Origin of the sequence: Streptomyces sp. NBC_00989 (assembly GCF_045162655.1) — a bacterium.
Classification (GTDB): Bacteria; Actinomycetota; Actinomycetes; order Streptomycetales; family Streptomycetaceae; genus Streptomyces.
In genome coordinates, this window is sequence record NZ_CP108728.1 from 3,706,484 (window position 1) to 3,730,765 (window position 24,282).

Below are 24,282 nucleotides of genomic sequence, written 5' to 3' on the forward strand. Positions count from 1 at the left end.
CGGCCAGTTGCTCCTACGCCGGTTCCGGCCGCGGGCGCCATGTCCCGTCGAGCGGAATACCGGCGGCCGCCGCGATCCGGTCGCGTGAGGCGAGCAGCCGGGCCCGCAGGGCAGGCAGGTCCACGCCCACCAGCACGCCGTCCCGTTTGACCACGCGACCGGCGACGAGCACGGTGTCCACCAGGCCGGGATGGCCGGCGCTGACGACGGTGCCGGCCGGGTCGGTGACCGGGAACACGGTCAGGTCGTCGGTGCGCAGCAGGACGAGGTCGGCGTCCTTGCCGGGCGTGACGCTGCCGGTGCGGGTGTCGAGCCCGCAGGACCGGGCGGCGTCGACGGTGGCGAACTCCAGCAGGTCGCGGGAGCGCAGGCCGCCGTCCAGACCGCGCTGCACGGCGAAGGCCGTACGCATGGTGGAGAACATGTCACCACCGACCGACGGGACGTCGTCGATGGACAGCGTCGGACGCAGACCGGCGGCCAACGCCCGTCCGGTGACCGGCGATCCGAACCCCATCTTCAGCTCGACGTCCGGGCTGATCGACAGCGAGGCGCCCGCGTCGGCGAGCATCCGCAGCTCTTCGTCGCTGATCCCGTTGGCGTGCACGAACGTGGTGGTGTCCCGCAGCAGGCCGTGTTCGTGAAGGCCGGTGACCGTCCCGGCGGCTTCGATGTGCAGGCTGGTGCGCAGACCGAGTTCGGCCGCCAGTTTCAGCTCGCGGGCAACGGTGTCCATGCCGGTGTCGTCGGGTCCGCGCAGGCCGAACGCCATGGTGACGAGGCCGTCGCCGGGCAGGTCGGAGCGGACGCGGCGGATGTCGGTGTCGACGGGGTCGGGGGTGCCCCAGCCGGCGCCGAGGCAGAAGATCGACCGTCCCGGCGCGTCCCGCAGCGCGGCGACGGCGGCGTCCTCGTGCGCGGGGGTCTGCGCCACGTGGTACCAGTCGAGCATCGTGGTCACCCCGGAGTGCAGGGCCTCCAGGCGGCCGAGCAGGGTGCCGGCGTAGACGTCCTCGGGCCGGTAGTGGGGTTTGACCGTGCGGTGCATGGCCAGCGCCCACTCGGGGAACGTCCAGTCCGCGCCGACGCCTCGGAACGCGGTCTGCCAGGAGTGGCGGTGGTTGTCGACGAAGCCGGGCATGACGATGCGGTCGGTCGTGTCGATCACCTCGGCGTCCGGCGCGTCGACGCGCTCGGCCACCTCGACGATCACACCGTCCTCGATCAGTACGTCACCGCGTTCGAGATCGCCGGCAGCCGGGTCCATGCTGACCACGGTGCCGCCGGTGAGCAGGGTCTTCTTCGTCATCGGACACGCTCCTGAATAGTGGGGGGTGGGGGTGTCGTCGGCCGCTCAGGTGGTCGCCGCTTCCGTCAGCACGGCGTCGGCCGCTTCGACCGCGTCCGCGACCAGGTCGGCCGTGTCCTCCGTGCCCGCCGCCAGCCGGACGAGCCCCAACGGGACCGATTCCGCGAGCTGTTCGTCGCTGAGCATTCCGCGCCACATGGACGCCGGATGCACGGCCAGCGACTCCACGCCACCGAGGCTGGCCGACCGGCGCGGGTAACGCAGCCGGCCGAGAAAGGCGTCGGCCATCTCGAATCCACCGGCGAACTCGATACCGAGCACCCCGCCGAAACCGCTCATCTGGTCCACGGCCACCTTGTGCTGCGGGTGCGTCGCCAGCCCGGGATAGTGCACCTTCGTCACCGCCGGATGCGCGCTCAACGCCTCAGCGAGGGCAAGGCCGTTGGCGTTGTGCCGTGGCACCCGCAGCGGCAGGGTGCGCATGCCGCGCAGCAGCAGCCACGCGTCGATCGGGCCGAGCGTGGCGCCGGTGAGGAGCCCGACGTCCCATATCCGGTCGAGGATCTCGGCCGGTCCGGCCAGCACTCCCGCGGAGACGTCGGAGTGGCCGTTCAGATACTTGGTCGCGCTGTGCCAGACCAGGTCGATGCCGAAGTCCACCGGCCGCTGGTTCAGCGGGGTGGCGAAGGTGTTGTCCGCCATGGTCAACACGTCGTGCGCACGGGCCAGTTCCGCTACGGCGCGCAGGTCGGTGATCTGCAGCAGCGGGTTGCTCGGGGTCTCCACCAGGATGAGCCGGGTCCGCGGGGTCAGCGCGCTCGCGAACGCCTCGGGGTCGGTCTGGTCCACCAGCGTGGTCGTCACACCGAACCGAGGCAGCAGGTTGAGCAGCACCGACGCCGTGCCCCCGTAGGTGGACCGCTGCCCGATGACATGGTCACCGGCGGACACCAGCGCCAGCACGGCCGTGGTGAGCGCGGCCATCCCGGACGCGGTGACCATGGCCGCCTCGGTGTTCTCCAACTCGGCTACGACGGCGGCGACTTGGGCATGGTTCGGGTTGCCGAACCGGGTGTAGAAGTCCTTGCCCCGCGGGTCCACGGCCCCTCGCGCGAACGTCTCCGCGTCCTCGGCCGAGAACGCCGCCGTCTGGTAGATGGGCGGGGCCACGGCACGGCTGGGATGGACCTCGCGATCGGCGTGAACGGTGATGGTGCTCTTGCCCGGCATGGCTGCCCTTCCGTGGACCTGGACCGTCGGTGCGACTCCCTGAAGCGTGACCGGCCGGCGGTCCGATGTGACCGGATCCCGGCAATTTCGGCAGCAAATTGCGCGCGGGGCGGGCGTAGAATTGTGGTAGCGGAGCCTCCATCGCAATAATCTGCCCCATGGATGATGTGGACCGGTCGATCCTGGCCGTACTCGAAACGCACGGCCGCATCAGCAACAACGAGCTCGCGGCCCGGGTCGGGCTCTCCCCGTCCCCCTGTCTGCGGCGCGTGCGCCAGCTGGAGGAGTCCGGGGTCATCCGCGGCTACCGCGCGCTGATCGACCCCGCCGCGATCGGCCGCGGTCTGCGGGTCTTCGCGGGCGTACGGCTGATGCGGCACACCCGCGCGGACGTGGTCGCCTTCGAGCGCGGGGTCACCCGGCTGCCCGCGGTGGTCGCCTGCCACCACATCACCGGCAACTTCGACTACCTGCTCCAGGTCGAGGTGGCCGACCTGCCGGCCTACGAGGACTTCCACGCCAACCAGTTGGCCACCCTCCCCGGCGTGGCCACGGTGACCAGCTACGTCACCATGAAGACCCTCACCGCCGACACCGACACGGGCACCGCATGACGGGGGTGGTCAGAGAGTGATCGTGCCCCGGATACAGACGACGGCGGCACCGCTGACCCACACGGTGCCGTCCGCGTCGGCGGTGATCTCGATGCTCGCGGCCCGCCCCAGCCGTGTGCCCTGCGAGACCCGGTAGAAGGAGGGCGCGGCGCCGGTGGAGGTGAGCCACTGACCGACGGCGGCGTTCATGCTGCCGCACGCCGGGTCCTCGGGCACACCGGCGCCGGGGGCGAAGGTACGCATCTCGAAGCGGTGCCGGGACCCGTCCGGCCAGGCCCCGATCGCGCCGACCATCGCCTCCGGGATGAGGGAGAGGTCGGGTTCGAGGGCGAGGACCTCCTCGGCCGTGGCCAACCGCACCACAGCCCACCCAGGCCCGTTGTCGACCCACTGATGGGCCACGACCCGGTCGCGCGAGATCCCGAACGCGCCCACGATCCGCAGCAGTTGATCCTCGTCGAGCGCCCCCTCACGCACCCGTGGCGGAGCGGCGAAGGCCAGCGTGCCCTCCCCCCGCCGCACGGCGACCAGTCCTACGGCGCACTCCTGCACGACGCGTTCGGCGTCCCGCGGTGTGCCACCGCCGTCCAGCCAGGCGCGCGCCGAGCCGAGCGTGGGGTGCCCGGCGAACGGCAGCTCTCCCTGCGGGGTGAAGATCCGCACCCGGTAGTCCGCCTCCGGGACGGTGGGCGGCAGCAGGAACGTCGTCTCGGACAGATTCGTCCAACGCGCCAGCCGCTGCATCTCCTCGTCGCCGAGGTCGGTCCCGTCCAGGACGACCGCGACCGGATTGCCGGAGTAGGGGCTCGTGGAGAACACGTCGACCTGCACGAACGAGCGGTTGCGCGGCATGGTCATCAGGCCCTTTCGAACGGCTGAGGGGAAAGCGGGTCCATCCCAGCGGGCGCCCGCCCGGCGAGGACAGGGCCAGTCACAACAAAGTGGATTGATATGCCCCATCCGAAGCACCGAGTGTCAGCCGAAGCACCGGATGTCAGCCGAAGTGCCGGACGCGGGCGGCCGTCGCCGGCGTGTACGGCAGCCAGTCCTGCGCCGACCCGCTCGCGACGAACCCGGCGACCGCGGTGGCGAAGGTGCGCCCCAGCTCCCGTACGGCATCGGTGACCCGCCCCAGCATCGGACTGTCGGGATAGGCGTCGAACGTGCCGAAGAGGAAGGGGAGTTCACCGCAGTGGGTGGCACCCAGGCCGTACGGATCCTCGGCCGGCCGGTGGTCGAACTCGTACACGTAGGTCGCGTTGCCACCCGCGGCGTGATGGTCGGCGATCCGCAACGAACCCTCCCGGAAGAGCCCGTCGGTCTGCGCGGCGGTGAACACCCGTGCGGCGGTGGGCTCTTCGAACCGGGCTGCGTACCGCTGGTAGAACTCGTGCGCTTGCTCGCCGAGTTGGCCGGTCAGCAGGTCCAACGCGCCATCAGGGGTGAGGTTCTGGATGCGCGGGTCGAAGGCGGTGAAGGCGGTCGCCTCGTCCCGGGCGGTACCGATCAGCAGCGACCTGCCTTCCAGCCCACCGTCCACGAGCGCCCGATGCATATCGCGGGGAACGCCGGGTCCGCCGAGCACCGGGTACATGGGCGGAGCGGCGTTGCCCGGACGCGCGAGCTGCCCCGCGAGCCGGCCGTAGGCGGACAGGAGCTGCTCAACGGGCAGTGCCCGCAAGGCGGTTGCCGTATCCGCTCCGCCCGGCACGCCGAGCAGCCGTAGATACGCTTCGGCGTTCTCGGCCGCGTGCTGCGGGTCCTGTGGCGGCAGGCCGAACGAGCCGCTCTGGAGCAGCACGCGGTTCACGAGTCCCGAGGTCCGCGGATCGAGCGCCAGCGCCAGTGCCGAATACGCTCCGGCCGACTGCCCGCCGACCGTCACCTCGCGCGGGTCACCGCCGAAGGAGGCGATGTTGTCCCGCACCCAGGCCAGCAGGGCGGCCTGGTCCTGGGCACCGAGGTTGGCGGCGCCGATCTCCGGCAGATACAGGTAACCCAGGGGCCCCACCCGGTAGTTGGCGGTGACCACCACGATGTCGCCGAGCGCGGCCAGCCGCCCGCCGTCGTACCAGTCCCAGCCGCCGGAGCCACTGGTGAAGCCGCCCCCGTGCCACCACACGAGGACCGGCCGGGGTGCGTTGTCCTCCAACGCCCCTGCCGGGACATGGACGTTGACGGTCAGGCTGCCGTCCTCGTCCCAGTCCGGCACGCGGGCCCCCATCACCCGTTCCAGCCGGGAGGGGCCCTGCGGAACCGCCGGCCCGGCCTGCACGGCCTCCCGCACCCCGGTCCACCCCGGGTGCGGCCGGGGCGGCGCGAACCGCAGCTCACCGACAGGCGAAGCGGCGTACGGGATCCCCCGGAAGGAGACGACCTGGCCCCGCGCGACGCCTCTGACCCGACCGCGATCCGTCTCCGTGACAGCCACCATCACGTTCACCCTCTTCTCTCCGTCGGTTGCTCTGCACCGTTTCTAGCCGCGAGCACCGATCTGAGCCAGAATGAGGAGACGGAAGCGTGAAAGAAGGACAGAGGACCGGGTCGACATGTCGAAAGCAAGCCATCCCTTGAGCGAGACGGACAGTCGGATCGCCGCCGCGATGCTGGCCTCCCCGCGGGCCTCGTGGCGCACGGTCGGCCGCGTCCTGGGCATCTCGGAGCGCACGGTGGTGCGTCGCGCGGGACCGCTGTTCCACGACAGGACGCTGCGCGCCACCGCCGTACGCAACCCGGTGTGGTTCCCCGACCTGATCCCGCTGGCCCTGCGCATCCGCTGCCGGCCGAACCAGATCAGCGCCATCGCCGCCACCCTGGCCCGGCGCCCCGACACCATCTGGGTGGACATCCTCGGCGGCGGCGACGAGATCTGCACGATCCTGTTCCTGGACGGCCCGGACGCCCGCAACTCCCTGCTCCTGCGCGACCTCCCGGCCACCCCCGCGGTCCAGTCGTGGACCTCGCACATCCTCCTCCGGGTCTTCCCGGCGGCCTTCGACTGGAGCGGCGGCCTGCTGACGGAGGCCGAACTGACCAGCCTCAGGCCGGAGTTGCCCGCCCCGGCCACCACCGCCGCGGCGGCCCACCCGTCCCTCCAGCCCCTCGACCACGCCCTGATCACGACCCTGGTCGAGGACGGCCGGGCCTCCTACGCCGACCTCGCCCGCCGCGCCGACACCACCGCGCTCACCGCCCGCCGCCGACTGGAGGCACTGGTCGGCGACCAGGTCCTCAGACTCGCGACCGAGGTCGACCTGGCCCGGCTGGGCATCCGCACCGAGGCGCTGCTGTGGATCACGGTCGCCCCCGGCGGCCTGGAGGAGACGGGCCGCGAACTCAGCCGCCACCCCCAGGTCCGCTTCGCCTCGGCCACCACCGGCACGGCCAACCTCCTCGTGGCCGTCGCCGCCGCCGACCTCAACGCGCTCTATCACTTCCTGAGCGACACGATCGGCGCGCTGCCCCACGTCTCCACGATCGAGGTGACCCCCATCCTGAGCGGGGTCAAGAGAACGGGCCTGGTACGCCCCGGCAGCCTGTGAACCGACCGCACAGCGCAGTGGCAAAAGACCGCCCTACAACCCCACGATCTTGTTCCACTCCTTCGCGAACTCCACCCGCTCCGTCGACGTGATGTCCCGCGCGATGGCGAGGTGCTTGCGCATCGTCGCGTCCGGGAAGATCAGCGGGTTCTCGGCCAGCTCCGCGGTGTCCTTGTCCTTGGAGGCCGCGAGGACGGCCTGCGCCGCCGGGACGGGGCAGACGTAGTTGACCCAGGCGGCGAGTTCCGCGGCGACCTCGGGGTCGTAGTAGTAGTCGATCAGCTTTTCGGCGTTCGTCTTGTGGCGGGCCAGGTCGGGGATCATCAGGGAGTCCGCCCAGAGTTCGGCGCCCTCCTCGGGGACGACGAAGCGGATGTCCGGGTTGTCGGCCTGGAGCTGGATCACGTCTCCGGAGTAGGCCTGGCAGGCGAGGACGTCTCCGCTGACCAGGTCCTTGGTGTAGTCGTTGCCGGTGAAGCGGCGGATCTGGTTCCGGCTGATCTGGGTCTGTACCTGGTCGCACACCTTGTAGAAGTCGGCGGCGGTCCACTTGGTGATGTCGACGCCGTTGCCCTGCATCAGCAGCGCGAACGCCTCGTCGAGCCCGGAGAGCAGCGTGACCCGGCCCTTCAGGTCGCTCGCCCACAGGTCGGAGACATGGCGGATCTCGCGGCCGAGCCTGCGGTGGTTGTACGCGATACCGGTGATCCCCGACTGCCACGGCACCGTGTACCGGCGCCCGGGGTCGAACGCGGGCGAGCTGAGCTGCGGGTCGAGGTACTTCGCCACGTTGGGCTGGCTCGACCGGTCCATCCGCTGGACCCAGCCGAGCCGGACGAACCGCGCGCACATCCAGTCGCTCATGACGATCAGGTCGCGGCCGGTCTGCTGGTGGTTCATGAGCGCCGGGCTGATCTTGCCGAAGAACTCGTCGTTGTCGTTGATCTCCTCGATGTAGTCGACGGAGATCCCGGTCTTCTTCTCGAACGCGTCCAGCGTGGGCCGCTTCGTCTGGTCGTCGTCATCGGTGTCGATGTACAACGGCCAGTTCGCCCAGGTCAGCCGCTTGTCCTTGGCGGACAGATCGGCACCGGCACGGTCCCCCGCCTTCACATACGCGGCGGGCACACCGCACCCGGCGAGCGCACCGAGCCCGGCGGCGGAGCCGAACGCACGCAACAAGGAGCGACGGGAGGGCGAGTACGACTTCGGAGTCTGGGGCACCCGCGCAGCATGACCCGCCGACCCGTGCCCGATCAATGGACGCTGCGTCGAGCGGCTTCGTACGGACCCGACACCTTGTCGATCGGTTGCCTGTGAAGTAACCGCCCGTTCACACCGCACGAGCGGGGCGGACAAGAGGGAACAGGGAAACAGCGCGGCCCCGGACGGTCAACTCCCGTCCAGGGCCGCGCGATTGTGCTCGGAAGAGCTACGCGTCCAGCGACGTCATCACGTGCTTGATCCGCGTGTAGTCCTCGAAGCCGTAGCCCGAGAGGTCCTTGCCGTAGCCCGACTTCTTGAAGCCGCCGTGCGGCATCTCCGCGACCAGCGGGATGTGGGTGTTGATCCACACGCACCCGAAGTCCAGGGACTTCGACAGCCGCATCGCGCGCCCGTGGTCCTTCGTCCACACCGAGGACGCGAGCGCGTAGTCGACGCCGTTGGCCCACTCGATGGCCTGGGCCTCGTCCGTGAAGGACTGGACGGTGATGACCGGGCCGAAGACCTCGTTCTGGATGATCTCGTCGTCCTGCTTCAGGCCCGAGACGACGGTCGGCGCGTAGAAGTAGCCGACCTCACCGACCCGGTGGCCGCCCGACTCCACCTTCGCGTGCGCCGGCAGCCGCTCGATGAAGCCGGTCACCTGCTTGAGCTGGTTGGCGTTGTTGAGCGGGCCGTACAGCACGTCCTCGTCGTCCGGCTGCCCGGTCTTCGTCTCGGCGGCGGCCTTCGCGAGCGCGGCCACGAACTCGTCGTGGATCGACTCCTGGACCAGCACGCGCGTCGCCGCCGTGCAGTCCTGGCCCGCGTTGAAGAAGCCCGCGACCGAGATGTCCTCGACGGCCTTGGCGATGTCGGTGTCCTCGAAGACCACGACCGGGGCCTTGCCGCCCAGCTCCAGGTGGACCCGCTTGAGGTCCTTGGACGCGGACTCGGCGACCGACATGCCCGCGCGTACCGAACCGGTGATGGAGGCCATCGCCGGCGTGTGGTGCTCGACCATCGCGCGGCCGGTGTCCCGGTCGCCGCACACGACGTTGAAGACGCCCTTGGGCACGATCGAGCCGATGATCTCGGCGATCAGGACGGTGGAGGCGGGGGTGGTGTCCGAGGGCTTCAGGACGACCGTGTTGCCGGCCGCGAGCGCGGGGGCGAACTTCCAGACGGCCATCATCATCGGGTAGTTCCACGGCGCGACCTGCGCGCAGACGCCGATCGGCTCGCGCCGGATGATGGAGGTCATGCCCTCCATGTACTCGCCGGCCGAGCGGCCTTCGAGCATCCGGGCCGCGCCCGCGAAGAAGCGGATCTGGTCGACCATCGGCGGGATCTCTTCGGAGCGGGTGAGCCCGATCGGCTTGCCGGTGTTCTCCACCTCGGCCGCGATCAGCTCCTCCGCGCGCTCCTCGAACGCGGTGGCGATGTCCAGCAGGAACTTCTGCCGCTTGGCCGGGGTCTCGTCCCGCCAGGCCGGGAAGGCAGCGGCGGCGGCCGCCATCGCGGCGTCCACGTCCGCCGTCCCCGACAGCGGCGCGGTCGCGTACGCCTCGCCCGTCACGGGGTTGACCACCTCGGTGGTCCGTCCGTCGACGGCGTCACGGAACTCACCGTCGATGTAGTTGCGCAGACGACGCAGCTCGGTGCTCACTGCCGGCCTCCTGTCGGGATTGATCGGGATTGAACTGTCCGTTGTGTCCAGTCACTTCTGTCCAGTCACTGAGACACCCACCCTAATCGCCCAGCCCACGTTTTCAACACCCCCGATTGCGCCAAGGCTACGAAATCCGCAAGTCTCGACCACGTAAACAACGAATTTCATCGAAGCGGCCTTGCGGAACGGTCGAGACGTCGTGCACAGTGAAGCCGTGGCCAGTCGCAGCGCAGAACCTAGGGACTCCCGCGAGTCCAGGAACGGGACTCCTCACCTGGATTCCGTCTCCCTCGCCATCATCGAGCAGCTCCAGGAGGACGGCCGCCGGCCGTACGCCGCGATCGGCAAGGCCGTCGGCCTCTCCGAGGCGGCCGTGCGCCAGCGCGTCCAGAAGCTGCTCGACCAGGGCGTCATGCAGATCGTCGCCGTCACGGACCCGCTCACCGTGGGCTTCCGCAGACAGGCGATGGTCGGTGTCAACGTCGAAGGTGATGTCGAGAACGTCGCCGACGCGCTGACGGCCATGCCGGAAGTGGAGTACGTGGTGATGACCGCGGGCTCGTACGACCTCCTCGCCGAGATCGTCTGCGAGGACGACGACCACCTGCTGGACGTCATCAACAAACGCGTCCGGGCTCTCCCCGGCGTGCGCTCCACCGAGAGCTTCGTTTATCTGAAGCTCAAGAAGCAGACCTACATGTGGGGAACCCGATAACCGTGAGCAAGGACCTCAGCCGCACCGCGTACGACCACCTGTGGATGCACTTCACCCGCATGTCCTCGTACGAGAACGCGCCCGTTCCCACGATCGTCCGTGGTGAGGGCACCTACATCTACGACGACAAGGGCAAGCGCTACCTCGACGGTCTCGCGGGTCTGTTCGTGGTCCAGGCCGGTCACGGCCGCGCCGAGCTGGCCGAGACCGCCGCCAAGCAGGCGCAGGAGCTCGCGTTCTTCCCCATCTGGTCGTACGCCCACCCGAAGGCCGTAGAGCTGGCGGAGCGTCTCGCCCACTACGCGCCGGGCGACCTGAACAAGGTCTTCTTCACCACCGGCGGCGGCGAGGCCGTCGAGACCGCCTGGAAGCTCGCCAAGCAGTACTTCAAGCTCCAGGGCAAGCCCACCAAGTACAAGGTCATCTCCCGCGCGGTCGCCTACCACGGCACCCCGCAGGGCGCCCTGTCCATCACCGGACTCCCGGCGCTGAAGGCCCCGTTCGAGCCGCTCGTCCCGGGCGCGCACAAGGTGCCGAACACCAACATCTACCGCGCCCCGCTCTTCGGCGACGACCCGGAGGCCTACGGCCGCTGGGCCGCCGACCAGATCGAGCAGGAGATCCTCTTCGAGGGCCCGGAGACCGTCGCCGCGGTCTTCCTGGAGCCGGTGCAGAACGCCGGCGGCTGCTTCCCGCCGCCGCCCGGCTACTTCCAGCGCGTGCGCGAGATCTGCGACCAGTACGACGTGCTCCTGGTCTCCGACGAGGTCATCTGCGCCTTCGGCCGCCTGGGCACGATGTTCGGCTGCGACAAGTTCGGCTACGTCCCGGACATGATCACCTGCGCCAAGGGCATGACCTCGGGCTACTCCCCGATCGGCGCCTGCATCATCTCCGACCGGCTGGCCGAGCCGTTCTACAAGGGCGACAACACCTTCCTGCACGGCTACACCTTCGGCGGCCACCCGGTCTCCGCGGCGGTCGGCCTCGCCAACCTCGACATCTTCGAGCGCGAGGGCCTCAACCAGCACGTCCTCGACAACGAGGCCAACTTCCTCCAGACCCTCCAGAAGCTGCACGACCTCCCGATCGTCGGCGACGTCCGCGGCAACGGCTTCTTCTACGGCATCGAGCTCGTCAAGGACAAGGCCACCAAGGAGACCTTCACGGACGAGGAGTCGGAGCGCGTGCTCTACGGCTTCGTCTCCAAGAAGCTCTTCGAGTACGGCCTCTACTGCCGCGCCGACGACCGCGGTGACCCGGTCATCCAGCTGTCGCCGCCGCTGATCTCCGACCAGTCGACCTTCGACGAGATCGAGGGCATCGTCCGCCAGGTCCTCACGGAGGCCTGGACGAAGCTCTAGCCTTCGGCGATTCAGCGGTTTATACGGCCCGGGGTGCACCCGTACGAGTGAGAAGGACGCACCCCGGGCCGTGTGCTGTCCGGGGTCGTACCCCCACCCTCCTTAGCGTGCCTGGTAACCGATCGGCCCCGTCCTCGTTCCCCCGCAAGGGGGACGCGGTACGGAAAACGGATCAGAACGAGGTGTACGCGCATGGTGGCCCCGCCGGACAACGACGTGCTCTGGGCACGTGCCCTGCACTTCCAGCACAACGACGGCACGCCCGCGCTCGGCGGCGTCTCGCTCGGTGTCCGGGAGGGCGAGATCCTCGCCGTCATGGGCCCGCGCGGCAGCGGCAAGACGACCCTGCTGCGCTGCCTCTCCGGTCTGGAGCGGCCCGGCCGCGGCGAGGTCTGGTTCAACAGCGTGCCCGTGCACACCATGGGCCCGATGACCCGCGAACGGCTGCGCCGCGACCGCTTCGGCTGGATCGACCCGGCGCCCGTGCTCGTCCCCGAGCTGAACGTCTGGGAGAACGCGGCCCTCCCCCTGATGCTGCGCGGCACCAGCCGCCGGCGCGCCAAGACCGCCGCCCTGGAGTGGCTGGACCGCCTCGACATCGGCGACCACGCCCGCAAACGCCCGCACGAACTGCGCCAGGCGGAGCGCCAGCGCGTCTCGATCGCCCGCGCGCTGGCCCCGGCACCCACGGTGCTGTTCGCCGACGAGCCGACGGCGCCGCTGCACCGCGCGGACCGCGCCCAGGTCCTGCGCACGCTCACGACGGCCGCCCGCTCGCACGGCATCACGGTCGTCCTCGCGACCCACGAGGCGGAGACCGCGGCCCTCGCGGACCGCACGGTGTCGCTCCTGGACGGACGCCGTGTGAACACGGTTCACCTTCCCCCGGTCACCGAGACGGAAGGCCGGGCCGCGTGCTCGCTCTCCGTCTGACCCGCGGCTCGCACCCCGCCGTCCAACTGCGCCGCCTGCTGGTCGCGGTGGCCTCGGCGGGCACGGGCTTCCTTCTCCTCTGCACCCTCGGCTACGCGATGGGCCACCCCGACTCCCCCGCCGCCGCGGCCCTCCGCCTCGCCTGGTGCGCGACCCCGATGGCCGCCACCGTGTACTTCGCGGTCGCCGTCGCCCGCACCGACCCGGCGACGAGACCCCGCCCCGGCCTCTCCGCGATCGGCCTCGGCCCCGGCCGCCTGATGGCGATCTCGGCAACCACGACGGCCCTCGCCTGCACCCTCGGCTCCATGCTGGCCCTGCTCTTCTTCCTCCACCTCCGCGGCGACCTCACGGGCATGCCCTTCGACGGAGCGGCGGCGGAGTTCCTCGCCTCGGAACAGCCCCTCCCCCTCCCCGCCGCGCTGACCCTCCTCGCCCTCGTCCCGGTGACCGCCTCCCTCGCGGTCGCCCTCGTCCTACGCCCCCGTGACCTCCGCCCCACCTCCGGGAAGGGCCCGGCACGGTCGTACGGCCGCTTCGGCGCCTACGGCCGCTCGGGCGCGCAGGAGACCTTCGGGACGTACGGCCGCTTCGGCGCGCGCCTGCGCGGTGGTGGCCGTAACGCCACGGAGGACGGAACCACCGAACAGCCCGAGCCGACCCCCGACCCTGACCCCTCCCGCCCCGCGGCCCCCCGTGAGGCCCCCCGAGGCCTCCCCTGGGGTATCGCGGTGCTGGCCGCCGGGCTCGCCGTGGAGGCGTACGCGAGCCGGGCGAAGGACGGCGGCGGGCTGTCCCTGCCCGGCGGGCTCTCGGACGGGCCCGCGAGCGTCCTGGTCGGCTGGGTGCTGACCGCGATCGGCCTGGCGCTGGCCGGTCCCGGGCTCACGCACCTCTGCGGGCGGCTGCTCCAGTCCGTCGGCCCCGGCGCGCTGCGGCTGCTGGCCGGGCGGGTGCTGATGGAGGAGGCGACCCGGATCGGACGCCCGCTGGGCGTGGTCTGCGCGGTGGCGTCCGGCGGCTTCGCGATGACGGCGCTCTACGACGCGGACGCCCCGGCCTTCGGCCCGCTGACCACCCTCGGCGGGCTGCTGGTGACCGGCTGCACGGTCGCGACGCTGCTGACCGCCGCGCTGGAGGCCAAGCACGCCCGCGCCGACACCACGGCCGCGCTGCTCCGCCTCGGCGCTCCCGCGACCATGCTGCGCAGCGCCGCCGCCCTGCGCGCGGGCGCGCTGCTCGCCCTGTTCCTCCCGTTGACCCTGGTGATTGCCGAGCTGGCGGCTCTGCCGCTGGCCGGCCGATGAGTTTTGTGCCGGACTCCGGTCTACCCACCGAATAGCACGCACGCCCGATGGGAGAGCCACCGCATGTACCAGCAGATGATCTTCGTGAACCTGGCCGTGAACGACGCCGCCGCGTCGAAGAAGTTCTTCACCGAGCTCGGTTTCTCGATCAACCCCCAGTTCAGCAACGACGAAACCACCTGCGTCGTGATCAGCGAGACGATCATCACGATGCTCCTCGAAAAGAAGCGCTACAGCGACTTCACGAAGAAGGAGATCGCCGACTCGGCCAAGACCAGCGAGGTGCTGCTGTGCCTGAGCGCCGAGAGCCGCGAGAAGGTCGACGAGCTGATCAACAAGGCGGTCGCGGCGGGCGGCACCGCCAACGACGACGTCCAGGACCAGGGCTTCATGTACGGCCGTTCCTTCGAGGACCTCGACAACCACTCCTGGGAGGTCGTGTGGATGGACCCGGCGGCCGTCCAGGGCTGACCGGTTGGATGCCTAGCATGGGCGCGTGCAGACGAGCCCGGCCCATGCGGCCCACCACGACGAACGCGAGATCGAGACGGTCGAGGACTTCGACGCGACCGTCTCGTCCCGCGGCACCCTCGCCGGATACCGCGTCCAGGCCGTCGATCTGACGGACCGTACGCGGGAGTTGCTCACCACGGACACCTCGGGCGCCGTCTTCCTCGGCTGCCCGATGCGCGACGAGGCGGCGGCGAAGATCCGCGCCGACGGCGCCCTGGTCTTCCCGCCCGTCCCGCACCTCCCGTTCGACCCCTACCGCGGCCATCTCTACACGCCCGCCGAGCTGTTCGACTCGCTCGGCAAGGGATACGAGCAGACCCCCGACGCGCTCGCGTACGCCTGGCTCCAGCGGACCAAGGCCGACGGCGACATATACGCGTCGATGCTGCGCGCCGTCCACGACGACTCCGTCACCGATGCCCTCGACGAACTCCTGCGCGGCGCCCGGGTGGTGGGCGTGATGGGCGGCCACGCGATGGCGCGCGGGACGGAGGCCTACGGCGGCGCCGCGCGCCTGGGCCGCGAACTGAGCCGCGCCGGGTACACCGTGGCGACGGGCGGCGGGCCCGGCGCGATGGAGGCGGCGAACCTGGGCGCGTACGCGGCGCCGTACGAGGACGACATGCTGGAGGAGGCGTGCGAACTCCTCGCTTCCTCACCGTCGTTCAGCCCCTCGATCACCGACTGGGCGCAGCGCGCCTTCGACGTCCGCACCCGCTGGCCGAAGGGCAACCACTCCATCGGCATCCCGACGTGGTTCTACGGCCACGAGCCGCCGAACGCCTTCGCCTCGCACATCGCCAAGTACTTCGCCAACGCCACCCGCGAGGACGGCCTGTTGGCCCGCTCGAACGCGGGTGTGGTGTTCCTGCCGGGCGCGGCCGGGACCGTACAGGAGATCTTCGACAACGCGACGCCCAACTACTACGAGTCGCGCGGCGAGCCCACGCCGATGGTTCTCGTGAACCGGGAGCACTGGACGGAACGGCTGCCGACCTGGCCGCTGCTGTGTGCACTTGCCCGGGAACGGCCGATGGAGGCCCGTATCGCCCTCGTTGACCGGATCGAGGAGGCTCCGGAGGCACTGAAACGTCTCACTGATTAAAGTGCAGGTAAAGGCAACTGCTGTACACCGCATATGCATTGACACTGCTTACGCAGCACTTATAGACCAGTGAGACTCCTGGGGGTAGTGGTGCCTCACCTCATTGCCGCCCCATCTCCCCCTAAACCCCCCGCAGTTGCACATCCCGTGAAGGGCAAACGTGTCCATATCTCGACGTTCCGTACGCATCCTCGGTGTCGCGTCCGCCTCGGCCGCACTCGCGCTCGGATTCGCGGGCAACGCGCTCGCCTGCAACATCAGCGAGTTCTCTGCCACAGCGACCTGTGACGGCTCCAACGGTGTCATCACCGTCACCGACAAGGACGCCTCCGCCACCGAGGCGACCATCACGGTGTTCCTGGAGAACAACGGCTCCGACGCCAAGCAGGTCGGCGAGGCGCAGACGGTCAAGGGCTCGGCCAAGGGCGAAACCGTGTCCTTCTCCGAGGACTGGCAGCCGAACGCCACGTACCGCATCCACGTCAAGGCCAGCAACAAGGTCGACGAGGACATCACGCCGAACCTGATCACCCCGTCCAAGGCCTGCGAGACGGAGTCGCCCAGCCCGACCCCGAGCGAGTCCTCTCCGGCCCCCTCGGACAGCGCCTCGACCCCGGCCGAGTCCGACACCCCGACCCCGTCGGCCTCGGAGAGCAGCAGCACCGCCCCCGCGACCACGACGGACAACGCGCCGTCTCCCGCGGCCGGTGACTCGAACCTCGCCGAGACCGGTGCCAACTCCAACACCGGCATGATCGCCGGCATCGCGGGCGCCCTCGTCGTCGTGGGCGGCGGAGCCGTCTACTTCGGCATGCGCCGCCGCGGTGCGAGCAACGGCAGCTGATCCAACGGCCGCCGAACAACCCGCTGTTGTGGCCCGTCCGGTTCGTGGGGACGGGCCACACACATGTCTACCGGCCGCCGAGTACGACGATCTCGGCCGCGTCGAACTCCACCCCGACCGTGCCCCCGACCTCCGGCGCCTCCCGCAGCGCACAGGCCGCCTCCAGGCGCGGGGCTTCCTCCGGCTGAAGCTGTACGGCGACATGGGTGCCCTTGAAGGTGCGGGCGGCGACCGTACAGCGCAGGCCCTCGTCGGCGGGCAACAGGCGTACGCCCGCGGGGCGTACGAGGAGCGTGTGGGTGCCCTGGGGGGCGTCCTCGGGCACCGGCAGCTTGCCCCAGGGGGTGTCGGCGGCCTCTCCGGCCACGGTCGCCCCGACCACGTTGTCGAAGCCGAGGAAGCGGGCCACGAACTCGTCGGCGGGGTGCTGCCAGACCTCAAGCGGCGTACCGGACTGGGCGATCCGCCCGTCCCGCATCACCACGACCCGGTCGGCCAGCGCGAACGCCTCGCCCTGGTCGTGCGTGACCGCGAGCACGGTCGTGCCCAACGTGCCGAACAGCTCCCGGAGTTCGACGACCAGGCGCTCCCGCAGTGACCGGTCGAGCTGACCGAGCGGTTCGTCGAGCATGAGGAGACGGGGCTGGGGCGCCAGGGCACGGGCGAGCGCCACCCGCTGCTGCTCACCGCCGGACAGCCCGGCTACGGCACGACGAGCCGCGCCCGGCAGCCCGACGAGGTCGAGCAACTCACCCACCCGGTCGTCCTGTTGCCTCTTCGACGCCCCGTGCATACGCAGCCCGAAGGCGACGTTGCCGGCCACGTCCCGCTGCGGGAACAGCTGATGGTCCTGGAACATCAGGCCCACGCCCCGCTTGTGCGCGGGCACACCCGACTGGTCCCGGCCGTCGAGCAACACCCGCCCGGAGTCCAGGGGTTGCAGCCCGGCCACCGCGCGCAGCAGCGTCGACTTGCCGCTGCCGCTGGGCCCGAGCACACACACGATCTCGTGCTCCACGACTCCGAGGTCGACGGCGTCCAGCACCGGGCGTCCGCCGAACCGTACGGTCGCACCCTCAAGGCTCAGCAGCGGCCTGTTCTGCGGCACGTTCGGCGGCGTGTTCGGCGGCGTGTTCGGCGGCATCTAGAACTCCCCCGTCCGGTCGGTGCGCAGCCGCTCCAGCACCAGCAGGGCCACCGCGCACACCACCATCAGAATCGTCGAAAGGGCCATCGCCTGGCCGTAGTTGAGATCACCGGGCCGGGACAGCAGCCGGGCCACCGCGACCGGCAGCGTCGGGTTGTCGGGCCGCGCGATGAACACGGTCGCCCCGAACTCACCCAGCGACACCGCGAACGCGAACCCGGCGGCGATCAGCAACGCCCGCCGTACTAGCGGCAGATCGACCTCCCGCCACACCCGCCACGGCGACGCCCCGAGCACGGCCGCCGCTTCCCTGAGCCGCCCGTCCACCGCCCGCAGCACGGGCAGCATCGTCCGTACGACGAAGGGGACGCCCACCAGCGCCTGCGCGAGCGGCACCAGGATCCATGAACTCCGCAGATCCAGCGGGGGTTTGTCGAGCGAGATCAGGAACCCGAAGCCGACCGTCACCGCGGACACCCCGAGCGGCAGCATCAGCAGCGCGTCGAAGCCCCGCACCAGCCGCCCGGCATCACGCCGGGTCAGCGCCGCGGCGGCGAGTCCGCCGATCACCACGGCGATGGCGGTGGCGGCGACGGCGTACTCCAGCGAGTTGCCGATCGCGGCGATCGGCGGGACCAGGAAGGTGCCGCCGTCGTCGTGGGTCAGCGCCCGGTAGTACCCGAAGTCCGGTGAGTCCAGCGACCGTTGGACCAGCACGGCGAGCGGCAGCAGAAGCAGGACGGCGATGGACGCGACGACTCCGGCCAGCAGGGTCCACTGCCCGGCCCCGCGCGGGCGCCGTGCGGTCACCGACGGGTCCACGAGCCGTAGGGCGCTCTCCCGTCGCCGTACCGTCCAGGCGTGGACGGCGAGGATCGCGCCCACCGCGACGAACTGGACGATCGTGAGCACGGCCGCCGTGGACAGGTCGAAGACCTCCGAAGTCTGACGGTAGATCTCCACTTCGAGGGTCGAGAAGGTCGGGCCGCCGAGGATCTGGACCACGCCGAAGGACGTGAAGGTGAAGAGGAAGACCATCAGCGCGGCGGCGGCCACGGCGGGCCCGAGCGCGGGCAGCGTCACCTTCCGCCAGGCCCGGAGCCGGGAGGCGCCGAGCATCCGCGCGGCCTCCTCCTGACGCGGGTCGAGCTGCGCCCAGAGGCCGCCCACCGTCCGTACGACGACCGCGTAGTTGAAGAAGACGTGCGCGAGCAGGATGGCCCACACGGTCGTGTCCAGCCGTACGCCCCACAGGTCGTCCAGGAGTCCGCCCCGGCCGACGAGCGCCAGGAACGCCGTACCGACGACGACCGTGGGCAGCACGAAGGGCACCGTCACGACGGCCCGCAGGACGTGCCGGCCCGGGAAGTCGAAGCGCGCGAAGACGTACGCGCCGGGGAGCGCGACCATCAGCGTGAGCGCGGTGGACGCGAGCGCCTGCCAGGTGGTGAACCACAGGACGTGCCGGATGTCGGACTGCGCGAGCACGTCCCAGATGCGGCCCAACTGCCAGGCGCCGTCGGCCTTGAGGCCGCGCGCGACGATCGCGGCGACGGGGTAGGCGAAGAACACCGCGAAGAACGCGACGGGCAGGGCCATGAGGCCGAGCCGTGTCGCGTTGCCCCGACGGGTCCGCCGCGGGGCTGCTTCAACCGCCGCTTCGGCTACTTCAGTACGAGCGAGGTCCACGACTTGACCCACTGGTCCCGGTCGGCGGCGATCTTCGCGGGCGCCATGGTCTCGGGGTCCGAGGCCTGGCGGCCGTACTTCACGAACTCCTGCGGCACCTGGGCGCCCTCGATCACCGGGTAGACGAACATGTTGAGCGGCATGTCCTGCTGGAACTCCTTGGTGAGCAGGAAGTCGAGGAACGCCTTGCCGCCCTTGGTGTTCTCGGCGTTGCTGAGCAGCCCCGCGTACTCGGTCTGCCGGAAGCAGGTGCCGTACGACACCCCGGTGGGCGCGGTGGTCGGCTTCGGGTCGGCGTAGATGACCTCGGCGGGCGGCGAGGAGGCGTACGAGACGACGAGGGGCCGGTCGCCGCCCGCCTTCTTGCCGCCGGCGGAACCGGAGAACTCCTGGTCGTAGGCCTGCTCCCAGCCGTCGACGACCTTGACGCCGTTGGCCTTGAGCTTCTTCCAGTAGCCCTGCCAGCCGTCGTCCCCGTACTGCGCGGCGCTGCCGAGCAGGAAGCCGAGGCCGGGCGATGAGGTGGCCGCGTTCTCGGTGACGAGGAGGTTCTTGTACTCGGGCTTGACCAGATCCGCGAAGGACGTCGGCGGGGTCAGCTTGTGCTTGCTGAAGTACGCCTTGTCGTAGTTGACGCAGATGTCGCCGGTGTCGATGGGCGTGACCCGGTGCTTGGCCTGGTCGACGCGGTACTCGGGCTTGACGAGGCCGGAGCCCTTCGCGTCGTAGGACTGGAAGAGGCCGTTGTCGAGCGCGCGGGAGAGCAGGGTGTTGTCGACGCCGAAGAAGACGTCGCCCTGGGGGTTGTCCTTGGTCAGGATCGCCTTGTTGACGGCCTGGCCGGCGTCGCCGTCCTTGAGGACCTTGACGGTGTAGCCGGACTGCTTCTCGAAGTCCTTGAGGACGCTCTTCGAGACGGCCCACGAGTCGTGGCTGACGAGGGTGACGGTCTTGGAGTCGCCACCGCTGCCGCTGTCGGACGAGCCGCACGCGGAGAGCGTGAGCAGGCCGAGGCCGACGGCCGCGGCCATGAAGGTCTTGGTGTGCACGGTTGTTTTCCTCCTGGGGTGTCCAGGAAGAGACGCGGCCCCGCCCACGGGATGTGGGCAGGGCGCAACAGCAAGAGTGGTGACCGAACTTCCTACCCAGAATGACCTGGGCGAGGTTCAGAGGGTCTGCGGACAATCCCGCACTCTCAGCGCTGTGGCGCTCCCCTGTCGGAATATGAAGATGTACCTACGCCGGTCAGCCTACCGCTCGGTCGCGGCGAGCTGGCCGCACGCTCCGTCGATCTCCTGGCCACGGGTGTCCCGGACGGTGACCGGCACCCCGTGGGCCGCGATGGCCTCGACGAACGCCTTCTCGTCCTCGGGCCGGGAGGCGGTCCACTTCGAGCCCGGCGTCGGGTTCAGCGGGATCAGGTTGACGTGCACGGGCTTGCCCTTGAGGAGGCGGCCGAGCCGGTCGCCGCGCCACGCCTGGTCGTTGATGTCGCGGATCAGCGCGTACTCGATGGACAGCCGGCGTCCCGACTTCGCCGCGTACTCCCAGCCGGCGTCGAGGACCTCGCGCACCTTCCACCGCGTGTTCACGGGGACCAGGGTGTCGCGCAGGTCGTCATCGGGCGCGTGCAGCGAGATCGCGAGCCGGCACTTGAAGCCCTCGTCGGAGAAACGGTGGATGGCCGGGACCAGTCCGACCGTCGAGACGGTGATCCCACGCTGCGAGAGCCCGAGGCCGTCCGGCTCCGGGTCGGTGAGGGCACGGATGGACTGGACGACCCGCTTGTAGTTGGCGAGGGGCTCGCCCATGCCCATGAAGACGATGTTGGAGAGCCGCGCGGGCCCGCCGGGAATCTCGCCGTCGCGCAGCGCGCGCATCCCGTCGACGATCTGGTGCACGATCTCGCCGGTCGACAGATTGCGGTCGAGTCCGGCCTGTCCGGTCGCGCAGAACGGGCAGTTCATGCCACATCCCGCCTGCGAGCTGATGCACATGGTGACCCGGTCCGGGTACCGCATCAGCACGGACTCGACGAGCGTCCCGTCGAACAGCCGCCACAACGTCTTGCGGGTGGTGTCCTGGTCGGTCGACAGATGCCGTACGACGGTCATCAGCTCAGGAAGCAGCGCTTCCTGCAGCTTGGCGCGCGAACCGGCGGGGATGTCGGTCCACTCCGCCGGGTCGTGCGCGAACCGCGCGAAGTAGTGCTGCGAGAGCTGCTTGGCGCGAAACGGCTTCTCCCCGATCGCGGCGACGGCTTCCTTGCGCTCGGCGGGCGTGAGATCGGCAAGGTGCCGCGGCGGCTTCTGGGCTCCGCGGGGGGCGACGAATGTGAGTTCTCCGGGCTTAGGCATGGCCCTACCAGTGTCGCAGACATACGAAGAGGGACTCGCCGCCCTGTGGACAACGAGCCCCTCACGTACAGAACCGCAGGTCGGACCCTGTTTCAGCCGGATCCGACGAACAGCACCAGCAACAGCCACACCACCGGAGCGGTCGGCAGCAGGGAGTCCAAGCGGTCCATGATGCCGCCGTGACCCGGCAGCAGCGTGCCCATGTCCTTGATGCCTAGGTCGCGCTTGATCATGGACTCGCCGAGGTCGCCCAGCGTGGCGCTGGCCGCGACCGCGAGGCCCAGGACGAGGCCCTGCCACCAGCTGCCGTCGTCGATCAGGAACTGCATGCACAGCGCGCCCGCCACCATCGCGAAGGACACCGCCCCGAACAGGCCCTCGCGGGTCTTTCCGGGGCTGATGCGCGGGGCGAGCTTGTGCGTGCCGAAGCGCCAGCCGACGGCATAGGCGCCCGTGTCGCTGACCACGGTCAGCAGCAGGAACGTCAGGACCCGCCAGGCGCCGTCGTCGGCGGTGAGCATCAGGGCGACGAACGTGGCCAGGAACGGCACGTAGAACGCCGCGAAGACGCCCGCCGTGACGTCCTTGAGGTAGCCCTCGGGCGGCTCCGTCATCCGCCATACGAGGACCGCGAGCGCCGTGAGCGCCATGGCGACCCAGGCGCCCTCGGGGCCCCGGACGTATCCGGCGACGACCATCGCCGCGCCGCCGACCGCGAGGGGCACGAGGGGCGCCTTGATGCCCTTGCGCTCCTCCAGCCGCGAGGTCAGCTCCCACAGGCCCACGATGACGGCGACCGCTATCACGCCGACGAACACGGCCTTGACGACGAACAGGGACGCGATGATCACCGCGCCGAGTCCGACCCCGACCCCTATGGCCGCACCGAGGTCCCGGCCCGCGCTCTTCTTCTGCGGGGCGGGCGCCGGTAGCGGGGCGTCGGGCATGGGCTCCGGATTCTGCGGCACCGCCCCGTAGGGCTGCACCTGCGGCGTGTCAGAGGGCTGCGTCCGCGGGTCGTACGGCTGCGACTGCCGTACGTCGTACGGCGGTTGCTGCGTCTCGTCGCGGAACAAGGGGCCGCTCAGCCGAGCGGCCCCCCGGTCGTCATCCTGGTGTCCGCCGTATGCGGGCTCGTCGGGCACGATGGGCATGGGGCGAGTCTGCTGCGCCTCAGGCGCATCGTACGTGGGACCCGCCGGGGCAGCCCCCTGGACAGGCCCCTGGTCGGACGGCCCCCAGTACCCGGCTTGTGGCGGTGCCCCCCAGGAAGAGTCGTTCATCAGACCTCGAGCAGCTCCGCTTCCTTGTGCTTGAGGAGTTCGTCCACCTGGGCGACGTACTTCGCCGTGGTGTCGTCGAGCTCCTTCTCCGCACGACGAACCTCGTCCTCGCCGGACTCCTTGTCCTTGACGAGCTTGTCCAGCGCGTCCTTGGCCTTGCGGCGCACGGCGCGGATGGACACCTTGGAGTCCTCGGCCTTGGTCCGGGCGACCTTGATGTAGTCCTTGCGGCGCTCCTCGGTCAGCTCGGGGAACGTCACTCGGATGATGTTGCCGTCGTTGCTGGGATTGACGCCCAGGTCCGAGTCGCGGATCGCCTGCTCGATGTTCCGCAGCGCGGTCTTGTCGAACGGGGTCACCACGGCCATCCGCGGCTCCGGCACGGAGAACGAGGCCAGCTGGTTGATCGGCGTCAGTGCGCCGTAGTAGTCGGCCACGATCTTGTTGAACATCGCCGGGTGCGCACGGCCGGTGCGGATCGCGGCGAAGTCCTCCTTGGCGACCACGACGGCCTTCTCCATCTTCTCCTCGGCCTCGAGGAGGGTCTCTTCGATCACCACTTGCTCCTGCGTGTCTTGAGTAGGCCCGGCTGCTGTGCTGTGTCGGCGTCGGCGGCCGGCTGCGTCGCGTCTTCTTCCTGCACGGTTCCCGACCGGCAGGACATTGTCCATCCCCCGGTCAGGGTCATCAGCCCTGGCTGCCTTGGTCACCCACAAGCGTGCCGATCTTCTCACCCTTGACGGCGCGGGCGATATTGCCCTCCGCCAGAAGCTCGAAGACCAGGATCGGAAGCTTGTTGTCGCGGCACAGGGTGATGGCGGTCATGTCCGCGACCTTGAGGTCCTGGGTGATGACCTCGCCGTAGCTGAGCGAGTCGAACTTGACGGCTTCGGAGTTCGTCTTCGGGTCGGAGTCGTAGACCCCGTCCACGCCGTTCTTGCCCATCAGCAGCGCCTCGGCGTTGATCTCCAGGGCGCGCTGGGCGGCGGTGGTGTCGGTGGAGAAGTAGGGCATGCCCATGCCGGCGCCGAAGATGACCACGCGGCCCTTCTCCAGGTGGCGCACGGCGCGCAGCGGGATGTACGGCTCGGCGACCTGGCCCATGGTGATGGCGGTCTGGACGCGGCTGTCGATGCCCTCCTTCTCCAGGAAGTCCTGGAGGGCGAGGCAGTTCATCACGGTGCCGAGCATGCCCATGTAGTCGGAGCGGGCCCGGTCCATGCCGCGCTGCTGGAGTTCGGCGCCGCGGAAGAAGTTGCCGCCGCCGATGACGACGGCGACCTCCGCGCCGTCCCGGACGACGGCCGCGATCTCACGGGCGATCTTGTGCACCACGTCGGGGTCCACGCCCAGGCCGCCGCCTCCGGAGAAGGCCTCTCCGGACAGCTTCAGCATGAACCGGCCGCGTACCTTGCCGTCGTCGCTCTTCTGGGGCTTGGTGGTCATGAAGTTCTC

Annotated in this window: 22 protein-coding genes and 1 riboswitch; of the genes, 9 read left to right on the forward strand and 13 right to left on the reverse strand. The window is 70.0% G+C overall.

The window, feature by feature from the left end:
• Window positions 1–13: 13 nt before the first annotated feature.
• Both OG714_RS15790 and OG714_RS15795 read right to left on the reverse strand, forming a co-directional pair.
• Entirely contained in the window at window positions 14–1,309 is a 1,296-nt protein-coding gene (locus tag OG714_RS15790) for an amidohydrolase family protein (RefSeq protein WP_406121551.1), read from the reverse strand.
• A 45-nt stretch (window positions 1,310–1,354) separates the two neighbouring features.
• A complete protein-coding gene (locus tag OG714_RS15795) occupies window positions 1,355–2,539 on the reverse strand; it encodes a trans-sulfuration enzyme family protein (protein ID WP_406121553.1) in 1,185 nt (394 codons plus the stop codon).
• A 158-nt stretch (window positions 2,540–2,697) separates the two neighbouring features.
• Between OG714_RS15795 and OG714_RS15800 the strand changes: the two genes are divergently transcribed.
• The gene (locus OG714_RS15800; RefSeq protein ID WP_406121555.1) at window positions 2,698–3,153 is read left to right on the forward strand and encodes an Lrp/AsnC family transcriptional regulator; all 456 of its coding nucleotides are present in this window, start codon (window positions 2,698–2,700) and stop codon (window positions 3,151–3,153) included.
• Window positions 3,154–3,162: 9 nt separating this feature from the next.
• On the opposite strand, the gene OG714_RS15805 is transcribed toward OG714_RS15800, so the two are convergent.
• Window positions 3,163–4,011 carry a PhzF family phenazine biosynthesis protein gene (locus tag OG714_RS15805; protein WP_406121557.1) on the reverse strand — a complete coding sequence of 283 codons (849 nt, stop codon included), beginning with the start codon at window positions 4,009–4,011 and terminating at the stop codon, window positions 3,163–3,165.
• A gap of 136 nt (window positions 4,012–4,147) precedes the next feature.
• A complete protein-coding gene (locus OG714_RS15810) occupies window positions 4,148–5,587 on the reverse strand; it encodes a carboxylesterase/lipase family protein (RefSeq protein ID WP_406121559.1) in 1,440 nt (479 codons plus the stop codon).
• A gap of 115 nt (window positions 5,588–5,702) precedes the next feature.
• Here OG714_RS15810 and OG714_RS15815 point away from each other — a divergent pair, with 115 nt between their 5' ends.
• The gene (locus tag OG714_RS15815) at window positions 5,703–6,695 is read left to right on the forward strand and encodes an Lrp/AsnC ligand binding domain-containing protein (protein ID WP_406121561.1); all 993 of its coding nucleotides are present in this window, start codon (window positions 5,703–5,705) and stop codon (window positions 6,693–6,695) included.
• Between the two features lie 33 nt (window positions 6,696–6,728).
• Here OG714_RS15815 and OG714_RS15820 read toward each other — a convergent pair whose 3' ends face one another.
• Window positions 6,729–7,919, reverse strand: a complete 1,191-nt coding sequence (locus OG714_RS15820; protein ID WP_406121563.1) for a spermidine/putrescine ABC transporter substrate-binding protein — start codon at window positions 7,917–7,919, stop codon at window positions 6,729–6,731.
• 208 nt (window positions 7,920–8,127) lie between these two features.
• Entirely contained in the window at window positions 8,128–9,567 is a 1,440-nt protein-coding gene (locus OG714_RS15825; protein ID WP_406121565.1) for a gamma-aminobutyraldehyde dehydrogenase, read from the reverse strand.
• 202 nt (window positions 9,568–9,769) lie between these two features.
• Between OG714_RS15825 and OG714_RS15830 the strand changes: the two genes are divergently transcribed.
• From OG714_RS15830 to OG714_RS15860, 7 genes are all read left to right on the forward strand, one after another.
• Window positions 9,770–10,285, forward strand: a complete 516-nt coding sequence (locus tag OG714_RS15830) for an Lrp/AsnC family transcriptional regulator (protein WP_406121567.1) — start codon at window positions 9,770–9,772, stop codon at window positions 10,283–10,285.
• Window positions 10,270–11,649: an aspartate aminotransferase family protein gene (locus OG714_RS15835; RefSeq protein WP_365306954.1), complete on the forward strand. Its 1,380-nt coding sequence runs from the start codon at window positions 10,270–10,272 to the stop codon at window positions 11,647–11,649. Before OG714_RS15830 ends, OG714_RS15835 begins: the two co-directional genes overlap by 16 nt.
• Window positions 11,650–11,841: 192 nt before the next feature.
• A complete protein-coding gene (locus OG714_RS15840) occupies window positions 11,842–12,582 on the forward strand; it encodes an ABC transporter ATP-binding protein (RefSeq protein ID WP_406121569.1) in 741 nt (246 codons plus the stop codon).
• Window positions 12,564–13,889 carry a hypothetical protein gene (locus tag OG714_RS15845; protein ID WP_406121571.1) on the forward strand — a complete coding sequence of 442 codons (1,326 nt, stop codon included), beginning with the start codon at window positions 12,564–12,566 and terminating at the stop codon, window positions 13,887–13,889. Before OG714_RS15840 ends, OG714_RS15845 begins: the two co-directional genes overlap by 19 nt.
• Window positions 13,890–13,952: 63 nt before the next feature.
• Entirely contained in the window at window positions 13,953–14,360 is a 408-nt protein-coding gene (locus tag OG714_RS15850) for a VOC family protein (RefSeq protein WP_406121573.1), read from the forward strand.
• A 25-nt stretch (window positions 14,361–14,385) separates the two neighbouring features.
• Window positions 14,386–15,507, forward strand: coding sequence for an LOG family protein (locus OG714_RS15855; protein WP_406121574.1), 1,122 nt, complete (start codon window positions 14,386–14,388; stop codon window positions 15,505–15,507).
• A 160-nt stretch (window positions 15,508–15,667) separates the two neighbouring features.
• A complete protein-coding gene (locus tag OG714_RS15860) occupies window positions 15,668–16,351 on the forward strand; it encodes an LAETG motif-containing sortase-dependent surface protein (protein WP_406121575.1) in 684 nt (227 codons plus the stop codon).
• 67 nt (window positions 16,352–16,418) lie between these two features.
• Here OG714_RS15860 and OG714_RS15865 read toward each other — a convergent pair whose 3' ends face one another.
• The 7 genes from OG714_RS15865 to pyrH form a co-directional block, all read right to left on the reverse strand.
• The gene (locus OG714_RS15865) at window positions 16,419–17,495 is read right to left on the reverse strand and encodes an ABC transporter ATP-binding protein (protein ID WP_406121577.1); all 1,077 of its coding nucleotides are present in this window, start codon (window positions 17,493–17,495) and stop codon (window positions 16,419–16,421) included.
• Window positions 17,496–19,097: an ABC transporter permease gene (locus OG714_RS15870; RefSeq protein ID WP_406121579.1), complete on the reverse strand. Its 1,602-nt coding sequence runs from the start codon at window positions 19,095–19,097 to the stop codon at window positions 17,496–17,498.
• A gap of 65 nt (window positions 19,098–19,162) precedes the next feature.
• Entirely contained in the window at window positions 19,163–20,218 is a 1,056-nt protein-coding gene (locus OG714_RS15875; RefSeq protein ID WP_406131838.1) for a thiamine ABC transporter substrate binding subunit, read from the reverse strand.
• 89 nt (window positions 20,219–20,307) lie between these two features.
• Window positions 20,308–20,413: riboswitch (TPP riboswitch) on the reverse strand.
• Window positions 20,414–20,437: 24 nt separating this feature from the next.
• Window positions 20,438–21,544, reverse strand: a complete 1,107-nt coding sequence (rlmN, locus tag OG714_RS15880; protein ID WP_266862729.1) for a 23S rRNA (adenine(2503)-C(2))-methyltransferase RlmN — start codon at window positions 21,542–21,544, stop codon at window positions 20,438–20,440.
• A 92-nt stretch (window positions 21,545–21,636) separates the two neighbouring features.
• Window positions 21,637–22,827: a phosphatidate cytidylyltransferase gene (locus OG714_RS15885; RefSeq protein ID WP_406121581.1), complete on the reverse strand. Its 1,191-nt coding sequence runs from the start codon at window positions 22,825–22,827 to the stop codon at window positions 21,637–21,639.
• Window positions 22,827–23,384, reverse strand: coding sequence for a ribosome recycling factor (frr, locus tag OG714_RS15890; protein ID WP_019058716.1), 558 nt, complete (start codon window positions 23,382–23,384; stop codon window positions 22,827–22,829). Before frr ends, OG714_RS15885 begins: the two co-directional genes overlap by 1 nt.
• A 130-nt stretch (window positions 23,385–23,514) precedes the next feature.
• Complete coding sequence (pyrH, locus tag OG714_RS15895) at window positions 23,515–24,273, reverse strand: UMP kinase (protein WP_033282640.1); 759 nt, start codon at window positions 24,271–24,273, stop codon at window positions 23,515–23,517.
• Window positions 24,274–24,282: the final 9 nt, after the last annotated feature.